Source organism: Cellvibrio sp. BR (assembly GCF_000263355.1).
In the GTDB taxonomy this organism is placed as follows: Bacteria; Pseudomonadota; Gammaproteobacteria; order Pseudomonadales; family Cellvibrionaceae; genus Cellvibrio.
In genome coordinates, this window is the sequence record NZ_JH668205.1 from 33898 (window position 1) to 54381 (window position 20484).

General features: G+C 49.1%; 15 protein-coding genes. 5 read left to right on the forward strand and 10 right to left on the reverse strand.

The features are described 5' to 3' along the window. Positions 1–17: 17 nt before the first annotated feature. The 3 genes from O59_RS17300 to O59_RS17310 form a co-directional block, all read right to left on the reverse strand. Positions 18–2387 (reverse strand): GH36-type glycosyl hydrolase domain-containing protein, encoded by a 2370-nt coding sequence (locus tag O59_RS17300; protein WP_007644942.1) that lies wholly within the window; start codon positions 2385–2387, stop codon positions 18–20. Positions 2388–2476: 89 nt separating this feature from the next. After that, complete coding sequence (locus tag O59_RS17305) at positions 2477–3844, reverse strand: glycoside-pentoside-hexuronide (GPH):cation symporter (protein ID WP_007644945.1); 1368 nt, start codon at positions 3842–3844, stop codon at positions 2477–2479. A gap of 31 nt (positions 3845–3875) precedes the next feature. Further along, the gene (locus tag O59_RS17310; RefSeq protein WP_007644946.1) at positions 3876–4913 is read right to left on the reverse strand and encodes a LacI family DNA-binding transcriptional regulator; all 1038 of its coding nucleotides are present in this window, start codon (positions 4911–4913) and stop codon (positions 3876–3878) included. A gap of 157 nt (positions 4914–5070) precedes the next feature. On the opposite strand from O59_RS17310, the gene O59_RS17315 reads away from it, so the two are divergent. Continuing rightward, positions 5071–5646 carry a gluconokinase gene (locus tag O59_RS17315; protein WP_007644948.1) on the forward strand — a complete coding sequence of 192 codons (576 nt, stop codon included), beginning with the start codon at positions 5071–5073 and terminating at the stop codon, positions 5644–5646. A gap of 119 nt (positions 5647–5765) precedes the next feature. Next, positions 5766–6059: a hypothetical protein gene (locus O59_RS17320; RefSeq protein ID WP_040393311.1), complete on the forward strand. Its 294-nt coding sequence runs from the start codon at positions 5766–5768 to the stop codon at positions 6057–6059. A gap of 31 nt (positions 6060–6090) precedes the next feature. Here the strand turns inward: O59_RS17320 and O59_RS17325 are convergent, their stop codons facing one another. Together O59_RS17325 and O59_RS17330 are read right to left on the reverse strand one after the other, a co-directional pair. Continuing rightward, positions 6091–8073 carry a phytase gene (locus O59_RS17325; protein ID WP_007644952.1) on the reverse strand — a complete coding sequence of 661 codons (1983 nt, stop codon included), beginning with the start codon at positions 8071–8073 and terminating at the stop codon, positions 6091–6093. Between the two features lie 98 nt (positions 8074–8171). Beyond that, complete coding sequence (locus O59_RS17330; RefSeq protein WP_007644960.1) at positions 8172–10931, reverse strand: TonB-dependent receptor; 2760 nt, start codon at positions 10929–10931, stop codon at positions 8172–8174. Between the two features lie 175 nt (positions 10932–11106). Between O59_RS17330 and O59_RS17335 the strand changes: the two genes are divergently transcribed. Next, positions 11107–12102 (forward strand): GGDEF domain-containing protein, encoded by a 996-nt coding sequence (locus tag O59_RS17335; RefSeq protein WP_007644964.1) that lies wholly within the window; start codon positions 11107–11109, stop codon positions 12100–12102. Between the two features lies 1 nt (position 12103). Next, on the forward strand, positions 12104–13147 hold the full coding sequence (locus tag O59_RS17340; RefSeq protein WP_050977105.1) for an AraC family transcriptional regulator: 1044 nt from the start codon (positions 12104–12106) through the stop codon (positions 13145–13147). Positions 13148–13162: 15 nt separating this feature from the next. Here O59_RS17340 and O59_RS17345 read toward each other — a convergent pair whose 3' ends face one another. The 5 genes from O59_RS17345 to O59_RS17365 all read right to left on the reverse strand — a co-directional run bounded on the left by O59_RS17345 (position 13163) and on the right by O59_RS17365 (position 19427). Beyond that, positions 13163–13561, reverse strand: coding sequence for a GFA family protein (locus O59_RS17345; protein ID WP_007644968.1), 399 nt, complete (start codon positions 13559–13561; stop codon positions 13163–13165). A gap of 33 nt (positions 13562–13594) precedes the next feature. After that, entirely contained in the window at positions 13595–14383 is a 789-nt protein-coding gene (locus O59_RS17350; protein ID WP_040393315.1) for a class I SAM-dependent methyltransferase, read from the reverse strand. A gap of 60 nt (positions 14384–14443) precedes the next feature. Then, positions 14444–15046: a flavin reductase family protein gene (locus O59_RS17355; protein ID WP_007644972.1), complete on the reverse strand. Its 603-nt coding sequence runs from the start codon at positions 15044–15046 to the stop codon at positions 14444–14446. An 89-nt stretch (positions 15047–15135) separates the two neighbouring features. Continuing rightward, positions 15136–17325 carry a hypothetical protein gene (locus tag O59_RS17360; protein ID WP_007644974.1) on the reverse strand — a complete coding sequence of 730 codons (2190 nt, stop codon included), beginning with the start codon at positions 17323–17325 and terminating at the stop codon, positions 15136–15138. Positions 17326–17510: 185 nt separating this feature from the next. Further along, complete coding sequence (locus O59_RS17365) at positions 17511–19427, reverse strand: murein L,D-transpeptidase (protein WP_157152624.1); 1917 nt, start codon at positions 19425–19427, stop codon at positions 17511–17513. Between the two features lie 216 nt (positions 19428–19643). Between O59_RS17365 and O59_RS17370 the strand changes: the two genes are divergently transcribed. Next, positions 19644–20423, forward strand: a complete 780-nt coding sequence (locus O59_RS17370) for a murein L,D-transpeptidase catalytic domain family protein (protein ID WP_157152625.1) — start codon at positions 19644–19646, stop codon at positions 20421–20423. Positions 20424–20484 lie beyond the last annotated feature (61 nt).

Here is a 20484-nt window from a genome sequence, read left to right on the forward strand (position 1 = left end):
ACCAGATTAATTTTGCACTAAACCATCGGCACAACGACATTCAATAAATAAACCTGGCCCACCTGAATATTCCGCACGCAATTATCGACCAACAACTCACCATTGCAGCTCAGCAGAATTTTGTCGGTTGCACCGCGTGCAATCGCTACATGGAAAGTCGCACCGCGAAATTGACGCACCGCTTTGACCTGACTCCAAGCGGACGGTAATTGCGGCGCAACACGCAAGCCTTCATCGCAGCCTTGCAAACCGAATACGCCTTCTACCAGACAGCGGTAAACCCAGGACACAGTGCCGGTATTAAATAATTGCGATGATCGCCCTGCCGTGCGTGGATACTGATGATAAGCGCCACGATAATAATTCGGGATATACACCGGCAACTGACCGCGCTGGAGATAATCCGCCTCGCTTGGGCCGGGAATCATTTGGCGCAGCAATTTATAAGCGCGATCCCGCTCCCCGATGCCAAACAAACTGAAAATATAAAACACCGCCGCATGATTATAAACAGAACCATTTTCCGCTGAGCCGGGGTGTTTTTGGGTCACACGCCCGACATCATCGCGCATGGCCGTATAAGCGGGGGCAAGCATGGCAACACCGTAAGGTGTCTCCAATTGTTGCTCTACCGCGGCGATCATTTTTTCACGCTGCTCCGCACTTGCCGCACCACCTAAAATCGCCCAGCTTTGAGGATTCAAAAAGATGCGCCCCTCCTGATCCTTGCTAACACCAAACACCACATCATCGTCAGTAATACCGCGTCCAAACCAATTGCCATCCCACAGGTATTTATTCACGGCCACATTAATTTCCTGCGCACCCGCACGAAACTCCTGCTGCAAATTTTCCTCCGCAAGTTTTGCGCAAACATCCGCCCACAAATTCAATGCGTAAGCGGTGGCAACCGAAAGCCAGCCGGAAACGCCTTTACCTTTGTAACCCACCATATTCATGGGGTCGCACCAATCACCCTGGGCGATAAAACTTAAACCGCGCTGATCTCGCGCCTGTAATAACCAGCGCATTGCATTGCTAATCCGCTCAAATACCGACAAGGTTTTGCCGTCATGACCTGTGACCATTTCCTGCAAAAGCGCATAGTCATTAGTTTCATCAAGGTAGGTTTTTAAACATACCGGCAGCCATACGCAGTGATCTGTATGGGGAATTTGGTTGATATATTTCAACTCAGCCTCCGCACTCAACAAAATGCCATCGGGCATTGCGCCCGACACTTCTTGCTGACTCAGCGCATGCAAAAATGCCGCGCGCGCAACCTGCGGTTTAACAAAGGTCATGCCCATATTATCTTGCAAGTAATTACGCGTTTGCGGATCGGTCGTTAACCGATTGACATCGCCGTGATAAAAAACCTGCCGCGGCAGCCAGTGGTTTACAAAATTATCCAATTCGGCATCGGGAGTTTCGATCTGTAAACAACCACTACCTTTTTGGATATAGTCAGCGTAACTCGCCTGTGCCTGCGCAAAACCGTCGGCACTTAAATATTTTTCGCGCAACTGCTGTATTTCCGCATCATCAAATGCGGGGCCAAACATAAACCGATATTGCTGTTGGGCTGATTCAGTCAATTCCAAACGATATTGCAGTACCGCCGCTGGCGTTTCATAGCGCGCATCGCCGCCACGCAATAAAGCTTCCTGCAGCGCAGAGGGATTGTGCAAGCCGCCCTCGCCTTCAAAAGTTTCTTGTTTAGCCTCCCAGGCGACGGGGGCTCGATCGTGCAAGAAAAACGTTTTGTCTTTGAAAAATTTATTTTTAAAATGATCCGCGACTTTTTGATAAGGCGTTACGCAGGTGGCGACAATACCGCCCAAGTCTGCACGATACTCGGCCGACTGATTCATCCACGACATATAACCCACCGGGAAATAGGGATAAACACTAATGCGGCGCGCACGCTTAGAGCGATTAGTGATTTTTACATCCCAGAGTTCAACTACATCTGCCACAGGCAGTGACAAACCGAGTTCAACTTCAATACCCAACGCTTGCACAGTCCAGCGCAAATCACTTTTACCCACTGAAAATACAAAATTTTCGTAAGGTGCGCGCACCGGTTCATAAGGCGCAGAAAAAATCTCACCGGTCTCTTCATCTTTGATATAAAAAAAACGGCCGGGGTGATGGGCGTAATAGGGTTGCTCTGGCTGCATAAATGTTTTTGCTTCCAGATTTGGTGCGTAGGCATATTTCGCGGGCTCTGGCTGCATAAATTGGGCAACCGCATAACCGCGACAGGTAACCTGAATCATCATGCGCTGATTCCACAAAAAACCGGCAGCGCGTGGCAGCGCGGTGGGGGAATACAATTCATAGCGCTGCCCCTGCTGGGCGGGCTGCAATAATGGTTTGGACATAACACACTCCGGCAAAATAACGGACAAAAAAGCGGACAAAAAAAATGCCGCAATCCGGTACTAAACCAGTGCGACACAAGGGAGAATAATCAGGGAGTCGGCACTTCGCGGTTTTTCAAATCGGACTGGATTTGCGCGAGCATGGCGTTGGTTAAAGGATAAAAACTAATAACCGCTACCGCGATCAATGCAATTACACCGGGGATAACTGTTTGCAATAATGCAATACCGGTTTGCGAAGCGTCAGACTGCGCTTCTTTAGCAACATAGCCTATGCCCGCCAACACCCACAACATTACCGCCGAGCCCAATGCACCACCCAATTTTTGTGCAAAAGTGGCAGCAGAAAATGTCATGCCTGTTGCGCGGCGCCCGGTTTTCCATTCGGTGTAATCTGCAGAATCCGCGTACATTGACCAGGCTAGCGGCGACTTGGGGCCAAGCGCCAAACTGATCAAAATATTCAGCACAAAAATAACCGACACATACTCTGCCGGAACAAAATACATAGCGATCGAAAGCACGCCCACAATCGCCATCAGCAGCATTAATAATTTGGTTTTATCAACGTATTTAGTGAGCAGCGGCGTGATGGCAGCGCCCACACCAAGCGCCAAACCTTGTACAAATAAATAATCAGAAATTAATTCCGGGCGTAGCAAATAATATTTTAGATAGTAGTAACTCGATCCGCCGCGCAGGGTGATAGTCATCATAATCACAATGGCTAACCCGATTAAAATCAACCAGGGGCGATTGTCGAGCAGATCTTTAATATCCCCCCAAGGTGAGGTTTTTTGTTGCGGCGGCGGTGCGATGCGTTCGCGGGTGGAAAAAAAAGTAATTGCAAATGCAGTACCCGCAATCAGGCCATAGAGCGCCATGGTGAGCTGCCACCCTAAAGATTCATCGCCCGCCCCCAAATAATCCACCAGCGGTAAGGTAAATTTATTCACCAATGTTGTGCCCGCAAACGCGGCGATAAAACGAAAACTGATCAGGGTATTGCGCTCTTGTGGATGCGCTGTCATCACTCCTGAAAGCGATGAATAGGGTGTGCTCAAAATGGTGTAACACAACATCATCAACGAGTAAGTGATGTAAGCATAAATAATTTTCCCGCTATCACTTAATTCCGGCGTACTAAAGGTGATGACCGCAGCGCCCGCCATGGGTGCACCGGCAAAAATTAAATAGGGGCGAAATTTTCCCCAACGGGTTTTGGTGCGATCCGCCACCGCGCCCATAATCGGATCGGTAATCGCATCGATAATTTTGGTCACTAAAAACATGGTGCCAGCCGCCGCAGCGGGAATGCCAAATACATCGGTGTAGAACACAGCTAAAAACGAGGCGATACTGGCCCAATACAAATTAAAACCCAAATCGCCCAGCGCAAAGCCCATTTTTTCGCGCAGCGAAAGCCGCGCCAAGCGATCATTTGTTGAAGTAGTCATAGACTGTCCCGGTTTTGATTATTGTTGAAAATTAGGCTTGGCGATTAGTAGAGTCGCGCTGTTTGATGGCGTAACCCATATCAATTTGTTTGTGCTCCGGCGGCTGCTTGTTGAGTGATTGAATAATCAATTCGGCAGCCTTAATACCCATTTCGTAACGGCCCACCGCCACACTGGTGAGCGAGGGGTTAACGTAAGCCGCGGCTTCAATATCGTTAAAGCCACAAATTGCCAATTGTTTGGGCACCGCAATATTCATGCGCTGGGCTTCAAATAATGCCCCCAGTGCCAAATCATCGTTCGCGCAAAACACGGCATCAATACGGCCTTCGTTGGCTGCCATCAAACTCTTGAACAAGGCACCACCCAAGGCGATGGAGGAAGGTTCGGGCGAGGTAGCGATCAGGCTGGCCTCAAATAGATCCTGCTGGCTGAGCGCCTGGGTGTAACCGCGAATACGCTGCTGCACCCGTGAATCCATACGCGCACCAATAAAACCAATGCGCTTGCAGCCTTTGGCCAGCAAATGTGCGACCACATCAGTACCCGCCAAGAAGTGGGAAAAACCGATATTCATATCTATGGGGTTAGGTAACAGCTCCATGATTTGCACCAGCGGGATACGCGCTTTACGCAGCAACTGGTCGCAGGCGGGCGTTTGGTCGCCACCGGTAATGATTAGCCCTTCGGGCGATTGGCTGAGCAGAGTGCGCACCATTTTTTCTTCTTCGAGGGGCGAGTAATGGGTGTCGACCAACAAGACCTTATAACCCGCCGCCCCCATCACCTTATAAATACCGCGCAATACATCGGTAAAGACCACGTTGCTGAGCGAGGGAATGGCGACGCCAATCACGCCCGAGCGCGAAGAGGCAAGCGAGCTGGCATGCTGATTGGGGATATAACCCAGCTCATCGATAGCCTTCTGCACCTTGAGCCGGGCGGACTCAGACACTTTATCCGGCTGATTGATAACCCGTGACACAGTGATGGGGCTGACCGCTGCAGCAAGCGCCACATCGACCAGAGTAATTTTGCCGTCAGAACCGCCTTTTCTCGATTTTTTCATGGTTTTTAATGCTTTTTGGCAGGATGTAGTGGTTGGTTATTGATTATTTTTTTATACCCTACCACGATCAAAATGATTGCGCTATCATTTGATGGCTAATTAGGCGCCAAGCCGCTAGTATCCCAGCCTTATCAACACCCATCCCAGGAAGATCGCGATGCAATCTCACCGCCAAGCGCAACCCAGCAACCCTGACGCCCAGACCTGCCTGATTATTGTGATGGGTGTTTCTGGCAGTGGTAAATCCACCCTTGCCCAAGCGCTGGCAGCTCACTATGGCTACGCGTATTTGGACGGTGACGACTTTCACAGCCAGGAGGCGCGCGACCGCATGGCCCAGGGCTTACCGCTGGACGATGCGATGCGCCTACCCTGGGTAATGCGCATGCGCGATTACTTCAGCGCCGCCGCCAACGAAGGCAAACATGCCACCCTCGCCTTCTCCGGCTTAAAACGCGCGCATCGCGAGGAATTACGCAACGCGGGCCGCAAAACCCTGTTTTTGTTTCTGCACAGCGATATCAGTACCATCCAGCAGCGGGTTGATAATCGCGCCGGGCACTTTATGGCACCGAGCCTGGTCAGCAGCCAATTCGATAGCCTGGAGCGCCCGGTTGATGAAACAGATGTGGTGGATATTGATGTGCGTGCGCCGTTCAATGAAGTACTGCAGCAGGCCATTGCGATTATTGATCAGCAGCTGCTCGGTGCAACGCAAATCCAGCACGCCTGAAATCGCAAATGACTGCTTGCATTCGCGAGCACGCGGTAGAGAATAGGAACTTCAGCACCTTGTCTTAATCAAAGTTCTTGATTGATACAACAATCCCGTTCACTTAGATGGAGCAACCTATGCCAGCCGTAAACATACCCTCAATCAGCGCCCTGCTTGTTATTGCCCTGTCGCTCTCTGCTTGCGCGGGCAAAACCCAGTATCGCACTGCATGCGCCAGCGAGGTGGATGCGGCCTGGAGTGAACTGTCGATCGCCAAAGCAGAAGGTTTTAGTGGCACGGTCAGCTACGGCAAAGCCTTAGGGTTAATTACCAGTGCACGAACCATGCAAACCGTGGAAAATTTTGACAACTGCTATCGCCATGCCAAAGACGCACGTTTTTATATTCGCGAATCGCGCAAGGGCCAATAAAGCCCTTGCCCGAAACATCGGCGCGCATTAACTATTCTGTAGGCAAATTTAATGCGCGACGAATTTTTTCCCAACTTACATATTTAAAGTTTTGCGGTGCTTCCGGCATCACCTTGTGGCCGTCTTGCACTACCAACATACCCTCTGGAAATGCAGCGCCAAAATCAATACTGCTCACTTCCAAGCCATCGGTTTCAGAAACACCATCAATATTTTTAGTGGCATCCAGTGCGATGCGCACAATGCCGCGCAACGCGTAAGGTGCGGCTGCATCCAAAATCACAAAACTGTTATTGCCCTGACTGGAGATCACCAAAAAGGATTGGTTTTTGCCCTGATAAACACCGACACCTTCAATATCCGCGACCAGAATCTCACCGGCACCAAGTACTTTCTCCAAACGAGTTCCGCTATCGGGTTCAGCCGCAATAGTCCAGAGCGCAACGTCCTCCTCACCTACAAATAAACGTTGGTTTTTATCATCGGCGACACAGCCTTCAGGTTGGCTCTCTACAGAAAAACGGCGCTTGACTTGCCCCTGCCACTGCACAGCATTTTTATCTGCAGCACTCACTGCGGCGCTCAATTGAATTTGCTGGAACTCACCACTTTTATCGTTGGGAATCGCATAGAGCGCACCTTCAGGTTGCGCTGCACTGGCAGGCGCTTGATACATACAAAAACCATAGATTTCTTTCATGTCGGTCGCAACACTGCCAGAAAAGGCTAATTTACCGCTGCGTGGATCAATAGTGTAAATGGACAAACTATTATCATCGCGGTTAGTCGCCACCGCCAGGTCAACTACTTTTTTGCCTAGGCGCACACCGTAACGCACATCAACGTTGTTTAATTTTCCGGTATTAAATTGCTGTACTTCTCGGCCCTGCAAGTCGTAAACAAATAAACCCTGTTGTTTATTGGTGCCGAGTACCAAACTTTTTTGCGGACGCTTTTTATTGACCCAAATCGCAGGGTCATCTGCCGCATCGCCAAAACGCAGCATCGACTCGGTTTGCACATCAGCAGTAACGGTCACAATCGGATGTGCGGGTGGTTGTTGAGCTGTCGGATTCCACGGCAATTGCAGCAAATGATTACCGGTTTTTTCATCGTTTACGATTAACGCCAGGCTTTTTTGCTCAGCCACATACGCAGCCTTCACCACTTCCGGTTCATCGGTTTGCGGTAAGTCGATTTGTTGCTGCTGCGTAAATTTACCCTGTTGCACGGAATAAACCGCGAGCTGTTTTTCCTCAGCAATCGCCGCGACTAAACCTTGAGGCATAACCGCCAGCGATTCCACACTGCCCGGCAATTTTCCAAACGGCTGCTGCATATCCACCGCAATACGACCGGGCGATGACTCCTCACTCGCGCCCTGCGCCCAAATACCCACGCCTTCTTCGGCGATAAATAATAAATCCTGTGCATCATCTACGGCGCAGGCTTTGCTATTCGGCGCAATCGGTACACGGCGCAACAGTTTTGCATCCGGCTTCCCATTGGCATCAATAACTAGCCAATGCTCGGCAGTGCCGCGCTCATCCAATAAATACAGCGACAAATTATCGCCCGCCGCGCGACTCAAACAAATATTTTCAATTTTAAACGCGGGGGTAGGCACTCGCAGCAATTCACTCAGCTCACCTGTCGCAGGGTTTAATGCAACCAAACCCGGCTGTTGTTCCGGTAAAAATACGGTAGCGGCGATAAGACCAGGTATGGATTTGCCTTGCGTTTGCACAGTCACCGGGTAGCGCCAATCCAATAACTCAGCGGCTTGATCTAACTGCGCTAATGATTCACCACTTGCCGCACGCCAATGAATTTGGTTGTTATCACCCAGAGTTAAATACGTTGCTTGCTGATTTTTTTGCAGCGGGAGCGGCGCAACCAGGTCTGCATTCAACTTGGCAGTAAGCAATTTATTGCCTGGTGAAATCGCCATCACAGAGAATGAACAAACCCCAAGAACAACCGCCAGGATTTGCGGGAAATATTTTTTATTCATAGCTTTACTCTCAAATTAAAAGTGACAGCTGTGATTATTATAAAAAATCGATTAATCACAACCATCACACAAATTACAGCAGCAAACTTAATTCATTATTAAAATTGCATAAAGGTAATGCCCAACTTATAAGTTGCACCGTAGCGCTCATACTGGGCATTGTAATTATGCTTGTTCACGTAGGTGTAATAGACCTCATCGGTTAAATTCAGCGCTTCAAAATGCAGCTTAATGGTTTCAGTCAAGTAATAACGCAGGGAGAAATCCAGCTGGACTTGATCATCCACATAGGCATCGTAATTTGCTTCCATGGGATCAAGCACTTCCAACAAATAATTGGATTTGTAATTGGCCGATAAACGCATGCTGATCAAATCAGATTCATAACCAACCATGAGGTTAGCCGAGGTATCCGACTGACTGGGCATGGGGATATCGCGTGCAATAAATTCACCGTCATCATAACCACCAATTTCTGCAGTGGAGTCCACAAAGGTAGCGTTACCGCCAATCAATAAACCATCCCAAGGCGCCGGCAATTGCGTGAACTGTTTGGATGCCGCCAATTCAATGCCCATTAATTCTGCTGAATCACCATTGACATAAGTGAAAGCCTTATCAAATTCTTCATAACCGGCGGTGCCACCCAAATCCGTTTGATAGGCAAAATTTTCTATATCTTTATAAAACACAAATGCAGAGAGCACGCTCGCCATGCCCGGGTAATGTTCAATGCCCAAATCAATATTGCTGGACTCAAGCGATTTTAATGCCGGGTTACCAAATTCTGCTTCAACATCACCGTCGTCCTCTTCGATCAACTGACCGGGTGATAACTGTGCAAAACCGGGGCGCACCACGGAATTAGTCCAAGCCGCACGCACTTGGGTTTTATCATCGATACTGTAGCGAATATGCAGCGCCGGTAAGAAGTAATCATCAGAGTTACTAAAGTTTTGCGTGGTTATTGCCTCATCTTCGCTGTTATACGAAAAGCCTTCTGCAGTGAAGTCTGTATTTTCATAACGCACACCGGTGAGTATGCGCCAGTTATCAATATCAATTCGCCCCATTAAATAGGCTGCAGAGGTATCTTCGGTAATCTCGTAATCACCAATACTGGATTCAGCGGTATCCTCTTCCAGCTCACCTATAGCTGCCTTTATCGCACGGGCATTGATTTGATTACCAAACTGACCCAGTTTGTAATCCACGGCCTCGCCGGAAAAAGCGCTCAGGGAGGTATCACCCACAAAATCTTCCGACGTCCAGACAGCCAAATCGTTATCCTTGCTGCGCGCCTGATGTTTTGCCCCAAATTTTAGTTGCGCAGCATTGCTACCCAATTCCAATTCGCGGGTGAAATCCATATTTACCGCCGTACTTTCGTCGTTGGTATTAGTGCTGCCTAACTCGACTTCATCCAATTTATAACTGGCACTTTGATAAAATTCGGCGGGCGCGGTCAAACTGATTTTTTTGCTATTGTTAAAGGAGAGATCAAATGTCTCATCGGCAATCACGTCATCGTCAATTTTAAATACGGCGCCCGCGATATTCTGCGGCTCGTCTTCGCTGGATTTGCTGTAAGCAACGCGATAATCCACCGTCCAATTATCCAGACGGGTCTGACCACCCAATGACGTAGAAAGAATTTTTTGCGTTTCAGTGCGATCTTTTAATTCACGTTGTACTTCTGCAGCGCGTGTTTGACCGGCAACAACCTCCTCTTCAAATTCAATAACGTTCGCTAAACGAATTTCCGCATCCGTGTATTCGCTATACAAATTACGCCAAAACAAATCGGTATTTTCGCTAGGTTTGTAATCCAGATTCAAAGTCAAACCAGAGCGCTCACGGGTAATACGATAATCGCGCTGCTCCATTTCCTCCAGGCGCGCCGCGTCCTCATCAAAATTCCATGCACCGCCGGTTTCGACGTTATCTGAACCGAATTCGCGCTTAAAAGAACTCACACCAAACGCAACACCTACATTATTATCGTCATTACCGATACTGAATTGATTACTTGCTGTGGCGGCAAGTTTTGGACTGTATTCTTCGGTGTTTTCATCAAAGCTGCCTTCGGCGGTTAATTGATAGAAAAAACCATCGCGATCAAATGCCGACAAACTCTGTACATCAATAGTGCCGCCGAGAGAGTTGGCATCCATATCCGGCGTCAAACTTTTTGTCACCGTCAGGTTTTCTAATAAGTCAGAAGGAATTACATCCAGCGCCACCGCGCGACGATCGGCATCCGGCCCCGGCACACCAACGCCATTAATGGTCACCGCGTTGTAATCCGGGCTCATACCGCGTACACGTACGTAACGGCCCTCACCTTGATCACGCTCAATCGACAAACCCGGTAAACGTTGCAGCGACTCGGATACATTGGTATCCGGAAATTGGCCAATCGCATCTGCCGACACCGAGGTAATAATATTGTCGGCGCTACGCTGTTTATTCAGCGCCTTATTAATGCCCGCCGCCTGACCAATAACAATGACGTTTTCAACCAAACCGGACACACCCTGCAACTGAAAACTGGCGCGCGTGGTTTTTAAATCTTCAACCACAATGGTGCGCGAAATATTATCCGCACCGATATAACTCGTCTCCAAGGTGTATTGACCGGGCTTTACATCCAAAAATACAAAACGGCCATCGCGCTGGCTTACCGCTTCGCGTTTTAATTCTTTAATGCGTACCTTGGCGCCCTGCAGGGCAATGCCTTTGTCAGTCGCTTTAATTTCACCTTCAATGCGCCCGTCGGCTGCAGCCTGAGCAGCAACACCGGCAACAACTAATGCCAGACAGGTTTTAGCAAATAGATTAGGTAATACGTTTTTCACAATGAGTCCCCAAGCGAGTGATTGATTTCAACAGCGCCAAACTAGGGTTGCTCTGTGACACTTCTGTTACCTGTAGCGCTTGCCCAGCAAAAATCACCTGAGCTGATTTGCCTCCCTTTATCACTCATCTCACTAAAAAAATATAACGAAAGAATCGCCCCGAGCAGTCACAAAAATGTCACAACAATTTGTTAAGGGTGTCAGCCATTATTCATATTTCACTGCTGTGGATTCACGCTCTATGCTCGCACTACACAAATGGAAACTGCTTTTTCTCGCACTGGCGGCCAATCTGGCTTTAGTTGGCAGCCTTGCCAGTGGCGATATAAAAACCACTAGCGAATGGAATTGGCTAGACATAGTTGGCGAGGGCGGCTTGGCGTTGCTGGCATTAATTTGGCTGTTATTGATTTTGCACAGTCGCCCCGCTGGGCGCGTGACACAATTTCTCAGCTTGGGGCTGAGTGCGGTATTTATTGCTGGCTTTCAGGATTGGCTGGACGAATTCATTTATTTTCCCGAAGGGGCACTCTGGGATCACTGGATTGAATCGGGCTTTATGCCGATAGGGTTAATTTTATTAACCTTGGGTATTTATCACTGGCACAAAGAACAGCTATTAATTACTGAACAATTGCGTAAACGTGAGCGGCTTTTTCGTGAGCACCGCGGGCTTGACTTCACCACCAGTTTAAGCGGCGCACATTATTTACGCGTGCAATTACAGCACGAATTGGCACAGGGTAATCAGGAAAATCCGCTGGCGTTAGTGCTGATTGATATTGATAATTTTGCCCAGATTAATCGCCGCTATGGTAATCGTGAAGGTGACAATCTATTACATTCATTAAGCGAGTTATTGCTGCTCAATATTCGCCGCAATGATTTACTCTGCCGTTATGCAGGCGATCGCTTTGCGCTGTTGCTACCGAACACGGGCAAACTCATGGCCAATACTATTGCGGCGGAAATATCCCAGGCCGTGCGCCATTTTGCATTTAAACCGCAACAACAGCAGGACAGTATTTTTCATTCCGTGAGCATTGGTATCGCCTTCAGCTGCGGGCAAACGGCAGAAGCAGATACACCCGACAGTTTAATCGCCCGCGCCACCCAAGCATTACTCCATGCCAAGGAACAGCGCGACTCGCAACAATTGCGCGCAGCTTGATATGAGCGAGTCTGTAGAATTTCCGCTGTGCCCTGTGCCGCCGGTTTACTACGAGCGGGACAGCGCTATAGTGCACTCCCACTTTTGGCCAGCAGAATTAATCGACCTGGCACAGACAAGGGCAATTCCAGAGCACAAGCTGCTGCGCCACACCGGTATTTTTTGCGAAGACATTCATCGCCCGGATCACTGCATCTGCCCCGAACAACTGCTGCAATTAATCCAAAACATCACCAAAAATACTTCCGCTGACGACCTCAGCTTTTTAGTGGGGCACCAATTGTTACCGGGCAAAATTGCGGTTATTAGCGATCAATTAATGGCTTCAACCAATCTCGATGAATTGATTGATGCCCTAGTAGAACACCAAGCGTTTTTAAGCCCACTGATTAATATTCGCCGCTGCTATGAAGGTGATGCGCTAGTGCTCTATTGGCAAGATGCCTGTGGTGCTGAGGATTCATTTATTTTTTTAGTAGAAGCGTTAACTACTGCTATCAGCAGCCTTGCGCGCTGGCTTTCCAACAGCCGCCTGCCTTGGCAATTTTATTTTTCCCATAAGGCACCGACTTATATCGAACAGTATGAAGTACACCTGGGCGGGAATATTCACTTTGATTGCCAGCGCAATGCCATGGCTATCGCCCGCGAATATTGTTATCAGCCATGGGTGAAAAATGCGGATATAACAGCAGAAATTTTTACAGATCACTCAACCAATATAATAGAGGCTCCCACCAAAGGCTTTCTTGCCGCCGTCTATGATTACCTGAATAGCAATATCGCCACTGATCCGAACTTAGAACAAACCGCTGCCGACTTCGGTATGAGCAGCGCGAGCTTTAAACGCAAACTCAAAAAACATCGCAGCCACTTTCAGGCCATTTACGATCAGGTACGCAAAGACCTCGCCGTTTATTGGATTAATCAGGAAGGCTACAGCAGCGAACAAGTTGCAAAAAAATTACATTTCCACGATGTCGCCAATTTACGGCGCGCGTTTAAAAAATGGACGGGACTGACACTGCTGGCGGCGCGCAGTTAGCAGGAAAGGAAATACTTACTGTCGATCAGCCGGATGATTAACGCCATCATTCACTGGCACATTGGGAATAAGAAAAGGATTCACTCCCTCTAAACATCCCACGTTGTAACCATAAAGTTCTGGATTGGAGCGGCGCTGGTGGTGGGTGTAAATACCACATACCGAACAAAAATAATGTTTTGCTTGATGCGTATTAAATTGATAAAGCCGAAGCAGCGCCTCCCCTTTTACCACCCGAATTCCTGACAACAATGCAGACGCAACTACAGCACCTTTCCTGCGGCAGATAGAACAATCACACCGACGCGGATCAACAATGCCATCTGGCAAATCAATCTCCAACTCCACTGCCCCGCAATGACAAGTGGCTTTGTGTTTTGGCTGGATATCGGTATTACCCACACGCTTGATCATAGAAATATTCCTTAAGTTTTTCCTTCAAACCAGTTATCCATTTTTTTCTGCAACGATAAAACAGTAATCTCCTAAATCATTTGCATAATTGTTAAGAATAGATTCAATCTTACCAGTTTCAATATCTGCTTTTAATTTCAATAACCCCGATTGCAGCTCTGCTTCCGAACATAAGTTACGGAATGAGGAAATTCCAGACCTGACAGATTGGGATAAATAGATCTCAGGCTGATATTTTCCGCTGTAGAGAAAAAGATCCTTAATTGTAGGTGACACTGAAAATCTCTCAATCTCAACTACCCTAAGATTCGCCGCATGTAGCGCACACTGAATATTATCCAACAACGGCATTTGCTCAACAGAACGAGCAAGCATGTTAGGAAAATAATGATTTAACCAGTAACGGTTCATTTGCTCTGGCAAAGAAGTAAAAACAACAAACTTGCCAGAAGGTTGCAGCAGCCTTGCCACCTCGGCAAAAGCTCGCCCTAAATCAGCAAAATGGTGAATCGCCAATGAGCACAGAGCCGCATGAAAAGAATTTGAGCTATAGGATGTTTGTTCAACATCAAAAATGCTCCACTGAACGAGTGAACTTTTAGCTTTCGCCTGTGTAATCATCAACTCCGATTGATCAAACGCATGCCACTCTCCACCGAGGCGCGCAAGCTCAACCGTATAGTTTCCCGTGCCGCAACCTATATCAATATATAAACCATCTTTCCTCACTGATAGCAGACGCGCCATAGCACTTAAAATTTCAGGATCAGCACATCTTGTTGTGTCATATCCATTTCCAATTTGGTTGTATATCGCAGTCATAACCTCATCCACAGGAAAGTTATTATTTAGCACAAGGTCGATGGCAAAAATCACGTTATTTTAAGGTCGTGACAATTCAACCAAATCGTTAGTAAGACTATAAAAATCCTTCCCCATTTTTCCCACACTATTTAATTGTGCTTGATTGATAAAACCATCCAGCCAAACAGCATCATCCACAAAAATAGTTTTTACATCCAACAACGCGGCGCTGCCGCCCATGGGGAGGCTGCTGAAACGCACTACTTCGCGCAGTGTGCATTCGTAGCGGACTAAGGTGCCGCGTACCGAGGGAGGTTTAACACTGTGACTTGTGCATTGCTCAAGTTGGGCGAAATCGAATTCGCTTTGTTCAGCGGGAAGTGAGGCGCAGGTCTGGTTCATTTTTTCCAGTAATTGTGCGTTAACAATATGTACCACGCATTCTTTGGTATCGAGCAAATTGACCAGCGTATCTTTATCGCCACCATCGCGCGGGTTAACTTGGGAATACCAGAGGATTGGCGGGTTGCAGCTGGCCACATTGAAAAAGGAATATGGCGCTATATTTGCCACGCCAGTTTTTGACAGGGTACTGATCCACGCAATTGGGCGCGGCGTGACGCCACCTACGAGCAGACGATAAATTTCTTGCGGGTTTAGTTGGGCCGTATCGAACAACATAATAAAAGTCCGGAAAAGTGTATTACTGAATTTTCAGCGATACTAACAAAAAAGGAGCCTTGCGGCTCCTTGATTGCGGGTCATTTAATTTAGTTTTTTCCGTCTTTCGGCAGCGAGTTGAGCGATACGATACGGGTTTTGCTGATTTTGTGGCGATAGATTTCGCGCAGGTATTTGATTGCTTTTTTCACGCTGTCACGCGATAGGCGAATATCGTTGATCGAGCAGAATTTTTCCGAGTCGTTGATTAGCTCGCGGTATTTTTTCTCGTACATAGGTTTGATGGCGTACCAATTAGTATCGAGAATTTTTGCCGGGTTTTCGTATTCGTTAAGCATTTTATCTACGAGAGCCTCATCGAACTCCTCAGCGCGGATAAAGTCGAGCATGGCGCTATCCAGCTGTTCATCAAAACGGTAGGAGTCTTTGGCGAAGCAACGTTTGATAAAGGCGACAATTAAGGTGAGAAAGTCATCGCTCAAGCAGGGGCTTTTTACAATAAGCGTGGTTAAGGAAATATTCGCCGAGGCGCCAATCACCAAGGCATAGCGTTTTAATGTGGTATTGGGGAAGAGTGCGTTCAAATGGGATTTGAGTTTATTCAAATCCATGTAGCTGAGTTTGTAATCTTTTGGCAGGGAAATAATGGATACCACTGACGAGCAATTCTTGAAGAAGTGCAGGTCTTTTAAGGCGTTGGCGTCGTAACCTTTTTGCAGGTAGTTCGCCAGCGCCTCGCGGTAGCGTGCTGATTCAATCGGCAATAAACTGATGCCTTCAATCGCCTGGGTCACTTTATTAAAGTGCGGCAAATCGATGGAGCGATAGAACAAATCATCGATGTTTAATTCGCCGATTTTTTTGGTATCTATGCCGCGCAGTTTATCTACACCCTGCGGAATACTGGCGGGAATAACGGATTCCGCGTAAGCAACCGCGACGGGGCCAGCGAGGCTCATAAATAAATCGTTCGCGTCGAGGCGAATGGTTTCGCCAATATCGATACCCGCGCGGCGGAAATAATTTTCGTCGTAATCAGTAGTCACTGCTTGTGCGGTGAGGATGTTAAAAATTTGCTGGGAGATATATTGGTTAGCGTATTTCTCCATGGCGTTAACATCAATGTGTTGGATCGCGCCTTCATCGGTTTCTTCGGCGTAGCGCATGATGTCGTTGGAGATCAGCATCATCGCGTTCCACGGGCGAATACGATGCATCACACTCGCTTCACTGCTGTCTTCGTTATCGAAGTTGTAGGAGAAATCCCACTCTTCCGAGAGATATTTACACAGCAACCGCCCAGCGTTGATATGCAGCGCCTCCGACATTTCCACGCCGTGGTCGGAAATATTGGGCAGGATACAAATACCGCTGGTAAAAATCGGCTCAAACACAAACGAGTGGCCGCGATTACTGCTGTCCTCGGACTGGGCGCGCACATCAAATGTTTTGCTCATATAAGCGTACTGCTGAGCTAAACCAAATTCACTGGCCATACCTGAACCGGTACCGCCACCAGCGCTGAAAATATAAAAATACAAACGCGATTGGTTGGCTTTTATGCCGCAGGAATCAATCAAATAAGAATGCACAAATTTCCAATCGGGGTTGGAAAAACGCTGGGTATCTTTATTGAGAATAATTTTGGCGAGGTACTGACCAAGAATGGGCGCGTTGCCTGAACCGCCCGCATGGACTTCCGACAAGTCCATGATTTTCATTTTGGTGTAATCCTTGAGGAAACCGGCGCGCTCACCTTTATGGGAGAAACGGATGCGGCCTTCAATATCTTTATCTAAATCGCCAAGCATCACCAAGGGTTCGATTAAAAATACCGGCTTGAGTTGATGCGAGCCTTTTAAATGCAAGCTGCGTTTGATCCAGCGCATGGGCATGTGATCCGGCTCGCGCACTTCTTTTTCTTCGCTCAGAAATTCATTCAGATAAAAGTTGCGCGCGTTATAAACCAAGCTCGCCACATCTAACGCGATATTGGAACCGCAACGCCCCAAACCAATGAGGCAGACCGAGGGAAATTGCGGCTGCTTTTGGTTGTCGGCATCCTGTTGGTTTGCAAGGTGGGGGTAAACGCTATCGCGCAGGGTATCGAGGTTATGCAGAATTTTATTTAAATCCCGCTCGGTGAAGTACATGTAGCCATTGCCGTTAGCATTGGTGAGTGGACGACTGATAACCTCTACTTCCGCCTCGGGACTGGCAGTGATTACGTCGTCCAGTTCGGTGGATTCAGTGGTGCGGGAGGTCTTTTTGGTGGCCATCGATAGGGTTCCTTTTTACATGCGACAAGGTTACGAGCGACTAAGTTAAGAGCGAAGGAGAGCGATATTTTTATAGCTATTCAATGGCCGATATTAGCCAAAGTACCAAACACTCTTAACGCTAGTCGCGACTGGCGATAAATACAAATCGCCAACCCTGTCACAATAAAAAAAACACCTGATTGTTAAAGATCGCCCGCAGGTTCGAGCAGGTTGATAACCGGCTGGCTCACGCGCCGATTCAACGCCGCGAGCACCGCGCCATCGCGGGCGTAAATATCTGGCTTAAATGCCACTTTGGTGTCGCTCACGGCATCCACAGTCCAATAAGCAAGCATGATGGGCACCCGCTTGGCGAGCGTCACATTGCGGGTTTTGCCGGTAGCCAGGGTTTTGTTGATCGCCGCATCATCCCAATTAGGGGTTTCCTCCAGCAGCAACTCCACCAGTTCCAATGCGCGCTCCACACGGATACAGCCCGAGCTAAACGCGCGCTGGCTTTTATTAAACAGGCGCTGGTGCGGCGTGTCGTGCAGGTACACCGCGTAAGGGTTGGGGAAACGAATCACCGCCTTGCCCAACGCCGCATCGTCGCCCGCATCCTGGCGCAGGGTGACATTGCCGGGGCGATACCAGTCGATGGTCGCTGGGTCCAATTGCTGGCCGTTGCTATCAAGCACGCGGATCTTATGCTCGCGCAGGTAACTTAAGTCCTTGCGCAGCTTGGGCAATATATCCTTGCGCAAAATGGTAGGTGGCACTGTCCAGGTGGGGTTGAGGGTGATGTAGTTGACCTCGGACTTGAACACCGGCGTAGTGCGGTAGGACATGCCCACCTGCACCCGGGACTTCCACAGCTCTTTGCCACCCTTGAAATAGGTGATTTTGAAACCGGCGATATCCACCAACAACAGCTCGTCGGGAATGTTGTGCAGCAACCAACGCGCGCGATCCAGATTGACCCGGATTTGATCCACCCGCGCCTGAGCAGAAATATTCAGCGCCGCCCGAGTCGCCGGGCCTATGGCACCATCGTCCTCCAGATATTGATCGCGCTGGAATTGTTTGACCGCCGCCACCAGGTATTCATCAAAGACTTCTTCATTATTAACTGCCGCCGCGCTACTACTGGCAGAACTGTCACTTGATGGGTTCGGCTGTGTGCTGCCTTCGCTGCTATCCGACTCTGCAAGCTGGGCACCCAGCTCGCCAGTGATGGCAGGATCCAGTACTGCGTAGTTGTTCGCCTCGCTTGCACCTACCGAGCTAGTGTTCTTGGCTTGTGCCACCTTGGCGTTCGCGGCAAGGCACGCCGCCACTGCCTGCACCTGCTCTTCGTCGCCCGGGTGTTGATACTCACCGGTTACACGCAGGCGATCACGCAAGAGCGCAACTTGAGGGTCGATCATGCAGGGTTTTAGCGTGGGGCCCGCGGGCAGTGAGAACCATCCCCCCTGAGCGGCAAGCTCGCGGTAGCGGCTCAATCCGGCCTGCAAGCTGGTATAAACGGGGTGTTGGGGGCGCGTTTGGGCAAACACATCCTCTATCCGGCGAGAGTCAACGCCCTCACTCATCAACCCCGCCACCACGGCAGGCGATAATTCGTGCAGCTCGAAATTCCACTGGGGGTCCAGGCCGGCGGGATCGACCTTGCCGTTAAATAAATGATAGAGCGCGCGTAAATAAGCATTAGTAGCCAGCAGTTCCCACTCCACCAACTCACTGGCGATTGGCCGCTGCCCGGTTTTTAACAAGCTGTGCATTTGGCGCAGAAAGCTGATGGAGTAATCCTCGGGGTCGAGGCCATCGGCGTGCAGCCCCTCCAGCGCTGAGATCAACTCCTGAAGACGGTTCAGATCAGACCAAGCCGGTTGAAAGCCGCGCTGCTGATAAAAGCTGCTTACCGCCTGCGCCACCGGGCTGACCGTAGGCAAAGAGGAAGGGTCACCTGCTGGTGCCTGCAATGCCTGCACCCGGGCCTCCAACTCCGCAACTAACAAGGTGTTAGCCGCACCACGCAAATTCGTACCAGAATCCCTGGCCGCTTGCGCGGGTAATTCAAGGCTTAGTATTAAGCCCAAGGTTAGCAACAACAACCGCATAAACGAGCGCTCCTGCACGCTTAAAAAACAACGATGTATTTCCCAAAATGACTAAAAAAGGTCTAGAAACGGCATATTTTTTGATCAATTATTATTTGCCGCCTCAGGTTCATGATGCTAGCATTCAACAGCTTAACCCTGCTGCAAGGGTAAAAACATAATCTCACCTAGCAAGGCCGCTACAACTTCAATGACCCAGTGTGTCCGGGGATGTCCATGTTGTATTCACTATTGAAGGCCTTGTTTGTCTCGGCCGGTTTAACATTTTTGTGCTCTTCCGGCACCTTCGCCGCTCAGGATCGCCCCCTTACACTCCCCAAGCACACAGCTAACAACCCCTTTACGCACCCGGCCTTCGGCAAGGATCAATCCTTCCTGAACTTGCTGGATCGCCTTACCCGCGCGGCGCCGGGAGCCAATCCGCAAGTGATCAACATGGCGCTCACCGCGCTCGATTGCGCCCTGAAAAACGGCATGGAACCGGCGCGCAACCTGACCATGATCGACTATTCACTGGTCTCCACCCAAAAACGCCTGTGGGTATTTGATTTGGTGAGCGGCAAGCTGTTGTTCCACGAATTGGTCGCCCACGGCAAAAATACCGGTGAACACGTTGCCCGCCACTTTTCCAATACCTATGGCAGCCTGCAAACCAGCCTTGGGCTGTTCCGCACCAAGGAAACCTACATGGGCGCCAATGGATATTCCCTGCGCATGGAAGGTCTGGAAGAAGGGTTCAACGACAAAGCCATGGAGCGCGCCATTGTATTCCACGGTGCTCCCTATGTGGACTTAAAACTGGCTAAAAAACTCGGCCACCTAGGGCGCAGTTATGGCTGCCCGGCAGTGCGTAATGGCATCGCCCGTAAAGTAATAGACACCATTAAAGGCGACCAATTCCTGTTTTCCTACTATCCTGATAAACACTGGCTGGCGTCGTCCAAGTTTTTGAACTGCAACCGTCGCGAGCAGTTGGCCCAGCAAAACCTGCGTTAATCCCCCGCCTACCCGACAAGGCTGGTTTGCGCAGGATGATGCAAGCGCCAGTCTTAGTCTG

Excerpts from the sequence above, each read along its gene's own strand:
- O59_RS17300 (WP_007644942.1), bottom strand. The coding sequence starts at position 2,387 with ATGTCCAAACCATTATTGCAGCCCGCCCAGCAGGGGCAGCGCTATGAA.
- O59_RS17305 (WP_007644945.1), bottom strand. The coding sequence starts at position 3,844 with ATGACTACTTCAACAAATGATCGCTTGGCGCGGCTTTCGCTGCGCGAA.
- O59_RS17310 (WP_007644946.1), bottom strand. The coding sequence starts at position 4,913 with ATGAAAAAATCGAGAAAAGGCGGTTCTGACGGCAAAATTACTCTGGTC.
- O59_RS17315 (WP_007644948.1), top strand. The coding sequence starts at position 5,071 with ATGCAATCTCACCGCCAAGCGCAACCCAGCAACCCTGACGCCCAGACC.
- O59_RS17320 (WP_040393311.1), top strand. The coding sequence starts at position 5,766 with ATGCCAGCCGTAAACATACCCTCAATCAGCGCCCTGCTTGTTATTGCC.
- O59_RS17325 (WP_007644952.1), bottom strand. The coding sequence starts at position 8,073 with ATGAATAAAAAATATTTCCCGCAAATCCTGGCGGTTGTTCTTGGGGTT.
- O59_RS17335 (WP_007644964.1), top strand. The coding sequence starts at position 11,107 with ATGTCACAACAATTTGTTAAGGGTGTCAGCCATTATTCATATTTCACT.
- O59_RS17340 (WP_050977105.1), top strand. The coding sequence starts at position 12,104 with ATGAGCGAGTCTGTAGAATTTCCGCTGTGCCCTGTGCCGCCGGTTTAC.
- O59_RS17345 (WP_007644968.1), bottom strand. The coding sequence starts at position 13,561 with ATGATCAAGCGTGTGGGTAATACCGATATCCAGCCAAAACACAAAGCC.
- O59_RS17350 (WP_040393315.1), bottom strand. The coding sequence starts at position 14,383 with ATGACTGCGATATACAACCAAATTGGAAATGGATATGACACAACAAGA.
- O59_RS17355 (WP_007644972.1), bottom strand. The coding sequence starts at position 15,046 with ATGTTGTTCGATACGGCCCAACTAAACCCGCAAGAAATTTATCGTCTG.
- O59_RS17360 (WP_007644974.1), bottom strand. The coding sequence starts at position 17,325 with ATGGCCACCAAAAAGACCTCCCGCACCACTGAATCCACCGAACTGGAC.
- O59_RS17365 (WP_157152624.1), bottom strand. The coding sequence starts at position 19,427 with ATGCGGTTGTTGTTGCTAACCTTGGGCTTAATACTAAGCCTTGAATTA.
- O59_RS17370 (WP_157152625.1), top strand. The coding sequence starts at position 19,644 with ATGTTGTATTCACTATTGAAGGCCTTGTTTGTCTCGGCCGGTTTAACA.